Annotated in this window: 4 protein-coding genes; 3 read left to right on the top strand and 1 reads right to left on the bottom strand. The window is 66.5% G+C overall.

Translation table 11 applies throughout. The annotated features are described in order from the left end of the window. On the bottom strand, positions 1 to 550 hold a 550-nt coding region (locus tag HP546_RS26620), incomplete at its 3' end, for an MFS transporter (protein WP_172231742.1). A 265-nt stretch (positions 551 to 815) separates the two neighbouring features. Between HP546_RS26620 and HP546_RS26625 the strand changes: the two genes are divergently transcribed. The 3 genes from HP546_RS26625 to HP546_RS26635 all read left to right on the top strand — a co-directional run. Beyond that, complete coding sequence (locus tag HP546_RS26625; RefSeq protein ID WP_172231745.1) at positions 816 to 1,898, top strand: alkene reductase; 1,083 nt, start codon at positions 816 to 818, stop codon at positions 1,896 to 1,898. Beyond that, positions 1,895 to 3,742 (top strand): long-chain-acyl-CoA synthetase, encoded by a 1,848-nt coding sequence (locus tag HP546_RS26630; RefSeq protein ID WP_172231748.1) that lies wholly within the window; start codon positions 1,895 to 1,897, stop codon positions 3,740 to 3,742. The genes HP546_RS26625 and HP546_RS26630 overlap by 4 nt, the downstream gene beginning before the upstream one ends. After that, on the top strand, positions 3,735 to 4,320 hold a 586-nt coding region (locus tag HP546_RS26635; protein ID WP_172231751.1), incomplete at its 3' end, for an MBL fold metallo-hydrolase. The genes HP546_RS26630 and HP546_RS26635, both read left to right, overlap by 8 nt.

A 4,320-nucleotide genomic window follows, 5' to 3' on the forward strand; every position in this document is an offset into this window, starting at 1 on the left:
GCAAGCCCAGCAAAATGCCGGGTGCGCCAATCAACAGGAACGCGTAGCGCCAGCCATGCTGCTGGGCAATCCAGCCGCCCAGGCCCAGGCCGACAATCGCGCCCAGGCTGGAACCGAGCATCAGCACCGCCAAGGCAGTGGAGCGGCGGTGCGCCGGGTACAGGTCGGACACCATCGCCACCGAAGGCGCAGTGCCGCCGGCCTCGCCGATGGCAACCCCGATCCGCGCCAGGACCAGGGTGAAAAAGCTGCCGGCCATGCCGCAGAGCATGGTCATCAGGCTCCAGGCCATGCAGCTGAAGGCAATCACCGGTTTGCGCCCGATGCGGTCTGACAGGCGCCCCAGCGGCAGGCCGAACACCGTGTAGAACACTGCAAAGGTCACACCCGATAGCAAGCCGATGCCAGTATCGGAAATGCCGAACTCCTGCTTCACCGGCTCGATCAGGATCGCCATCAGCTGGCGGTCGATGTAGTTGAAGACGTAGATGCCGGCCAGCACCAGCAGGGCGTAGTGGGTACGCCAGGTCACAGGGGGGGATGGGTTCACTGTTCAGGCTCCGCTTCTTGTTTTGGGTGCGCACGATCCTCGGCGCATTGCGCATGGTTTTCATCGTCTGTTCAGACCAGTTCAGGCACCTGTCACCAGGCTTGCCGACGGCCGCAGGCGCGGCGCAGAAAACGGCCTCGGGCGCCGCACCGAAAATAGTCTCGACGGACGATGTTTCGCACCCGCCCACGGTGAATCATTCAGCCCATATCCGGTGAATTGCGTTGCCGGCAAGCCGGAAACAAGAATACGTAAAGGAGCTGAAATGGACATCTTGTTCGAGCCTGTGCGCCTGGGCGAACTGCAACTGGCCAACCGCATCGTGATGGCCCCGATGACCCGCAGTCGCGCCGATGCTCGCGCAGTGCCGGGCAGCGATATGGTCGAGTACTACCGCCAGCGCGCCAGTGCCGGACTGATCGTTGCCGAAGGCACCGCGCCTTCTGCCAGCGGCCTTGGTTATTGCCGCACCCCGGCGATCTACAACCGCGAGCAGATCAGCGCCTGGCAACAGGTTACCCGCGCCGTGCACGAACAAGGCGGGCGCATCGTGCTGCAATTGATGCACGTGGGGCGCGCTGCCAGCCATTACAACAAACCCCAGGGTGCGCCAACCGTAGCCCCATCATCGCTGCCGGCGCGTGTCCAGCTGTTCAGCGATAGCGCAGGGATGGTCGATGCCGATGTGCCCCAGGCGTTGTCGCTGGCGGCTATCGCCGAGGTCATCGGCGACTTCCGCCAGGCGGCGCTGAATGCCCGCGAAGCGGGGTTCGACGGGGTCGAGCTGCACTGCACCAGTGGCTACCTGCCGATGCAGTTCATGGCTTCGGGCAGCAACCAGCGTACCGATGCGTATGGCGGGCCGGTGCAGCAACGGGTGCGCTTTGCCAAGGAAGTGCTCGAAGCCATGGCCGCGGCCATCGGCGCCGGCCGGGTCGGCCTGCGGCTGTGCCCCGGCAACCCTTACAACGACATCGACGACCGCGAACCTGAACACACCGCTACGGCCCTGTGCCAGGCGGTGGCACCACTGGGGCTGGCCTACCTGCACATCATGCGCTCGCCCGTGCCCGGGCTGGATGCCTTTGCCCTGGCGCGCGCGCATGGCCCCCAGGGGCTGATCCTCAACGACGGCTTCGACGCAGCTTCCGCCCGCACGGCGCTGGCAGCGGGCGAGGGCACGGCGGTGTCGTTCGGCCGCCTCTTCATCGGCAACCCTGACCTGGTCGAACGCCTGCGCCACGGCAGGCCGCTGGCCGGCTTCGACCGCAAGACCCTGTATACCCCCGGTGCCCGCGGCTACAGCGACTACCCAACCTGGCAGCAGCACCTGGAGGTGACGCAATGAACCTGCCGCACAGCCTGAGCAGCCTGGCGCCTGTCAGCCGCGAGCACACCCAGGCGCTGCTCGACCTGCGCGCCGAGGCCAGTGCGCAAATCAAGCCGCGTGACCTGTACACCCTCGCCGACCGCCTGGAGGCCCAGGCCATCCGCCACGGCGAGCGGCCATTCCTGATCGCGGGCGACCAGGTGCTGAGCTACGCCGAAGTCGACAGCCAGGCCAACCAGATGGCCCACCGCGCACGTGCTGCCGGCCTGCAGGCTGGTGACGTGTGCGCAATCATGATGGAAAACCGCCCGGCGTTCTTCACCTGCTGGTTCGGCCTGGTCAAACTTGGCGTGGTGGTGGCGTTCATCAACACCCAAGTGGCCGGCAAACCCTTGCTGCATGCCCTGCAGACGACCGCGGCCAAGGCGCTGGTGGTGGGCGAAGAATGCCTGGGCAACCTGCAGGCCACCGACGGGTTGCCCGCGCTGCCATTGTGGATGGTGACCGATGCCGAAACCCCATGGCCCGGTGAACTGCCCGAAGGGGTCGACCGCACCTTCGCCACCGGGCTTGCCAGTGCGCCGCGTACCCCGTTGCCCGCAGCACTGCGCGCCGGTATCGAAGCCCAGGCGCCGACGCTGCTGATCTTCACCTCGGGCACCACTGGCCTGCCCAAGGCCGCGCGCTACAGCCATATGCGCTGGCTGTCGTCGGGCGATGTGATGCAGGTGACCCTGGAGGCCGGCGTCGACGATGTGTTCTATTGCTGCCTGCCGCTGTACCACGGCGCCGCCGCCACGTCGGTGACGTCCACCGCACTGCGCGCCGGGGCCAGCATTGTCGTGCGGCGCAAGTTCAGCGTGCGCGAATTCTGGAGCGACGTTGCTCGCCATCGCATCAGCGTGTTCCAGTACATCGGCGAAATCTGCCGCTATCTGCTCAACCGGCCGCCGCAGGCCGGGGAGCGTGAGCACAGCCTGCGTTGCATGCTCGGTGCCGGCTTGGCGGGCGAAACCTGGCAGCGCTGGGTGGAGCGGTTCGGGCCGATCCAGGTGTTCGAAGGGTGGGGGGCGACTGAAGCCAACACCAACCTGATCAATGTAGACAACTACCTCGGCTCGTGCGGCCGGGTTCCGGACTGGAGCCGTACCAACCTGCGCCTGGTGCGCTTCGACGTCGAGAACGACTGCCACCCGCGCGATGAACACGGTTTCTACCAGCTGTGCGAAGTGGGCGAGGTGGGCGAGGCCATGGGGTTCATCGTCGACCACCCGGACATCGGTGGTGGCCGCTTCGAGGGCTACACCTGTGCCGCCGCCACCGAGAGCAAGATCCGCCGCAATGTGCTGCGTGAGGGCGATGCCTGGTGGAGCTCCGGTGACCTGCTGCGCCAGGACGCCGACGGCTATTGCTATTTTGTCGACCGGATCGGCGACACCTTCCGCTGGAAGAGCGAAAACGTCTCCACCCAGGAGGTGGCCGAAGCCCTGGGCGACCTGCCGGGCCTGGAGCTGATCAACGTCTATGGCGTGCAGGTGCCGCAGCACGAGGGCCGCGCCGGCATGGCCGCGGTGCTGATGCAGGCCGGCCAGGCATTCGACCCGCAGGCCTTCTACCGCCTGACCGACACCAGGCTGCCACGTTACGCCGCGCCGGTGTTTGTGCGGGTTACTGCCGCGGCAGACCTGACCAGCACCTTCAAGCTGCGCAAGGTCGACCTGCAGCGCCAGGGTTACTGCCCGGATGCCTGTACCGACCCGCTGTTCATTCGCGACGAGCGCAGCCAGACCTACCAGCCGTATTCGCCCGCGTTGCTTGCGCAGCTGGGCTTGCCTGCCTTCGTCGGTGGCCAGCATGGCTGAGCTCGACGACAACGGCCATGAGCTGCGTGGCGGCCTGCGCTACCCCTGGCCGCAGCCGCCAGCGAGCGGTCAAGCGTGCGAGGTAGCGGCGGGGGTGTGGTGGCTGCGCATGCCGCTGCCGTTTCGCCTTGACCACATCAACCTCTACCTGTTGCGCCATGACCACGGCTGGGTGGTGGTGGACACCGGCATGAACACAGCGCAAACCCAAGAGGTCTGGGCCCGGGTGTTCGAGCAGGTGTTCGCCGGCCAACCGCTGCTGGCGGTGATCTGCACCCACTACCACACCGACCATGCCGGCGTCGCCGGCTGGCTGGCCGAGCGGTTTCGCTGCCCGGTGTACATGACTGCTGCGGAATACCGCTCGCTGTATGTCGCCGTGCCAGGCGAGCAGGCGCCGGGCTGGGACTTCGTAAATTTCTATGCCAAGGCCGGTTTTGGCGACGAGCAGATCGGCGAGCTTTATCGGCTGGTGCAGAACGGCCATTTCCGGCCGCTGCATTTCAACAGCTACCGGCGCCTGCGTGAGGGTGATCGGCTGCGCATCGGCAGCCGCCAGTGGCGCGTGGTGGTCGGCC

The organism is Pseudomonas sp. CM25, assembly GCF_013179705.1.
Classification (GTDB): Bacteria; Pseudomonadota; Gammaproteobacteria; order Pseudomonadales; family Pseudomonadaceae; genus Aquipseudomonas.

Excerpts from the sequence above, each read along its gene's own strand:
- HP546_RS26625 (WP_172231745.1), top strand. The coding sequence starts at position 816 with ATGGACATCTTGTTCGAGCCTGTGCGCCTGGGCGAACTGCAACTGGCC.
- HP546_RS26630 (WP_172231748.1), top strand. The coding sequence starts at position 1,895 with ATGAACCTGCCGCACAGCCTGAGCAGCCTGGCGCCTGTCAGCCGCGAG.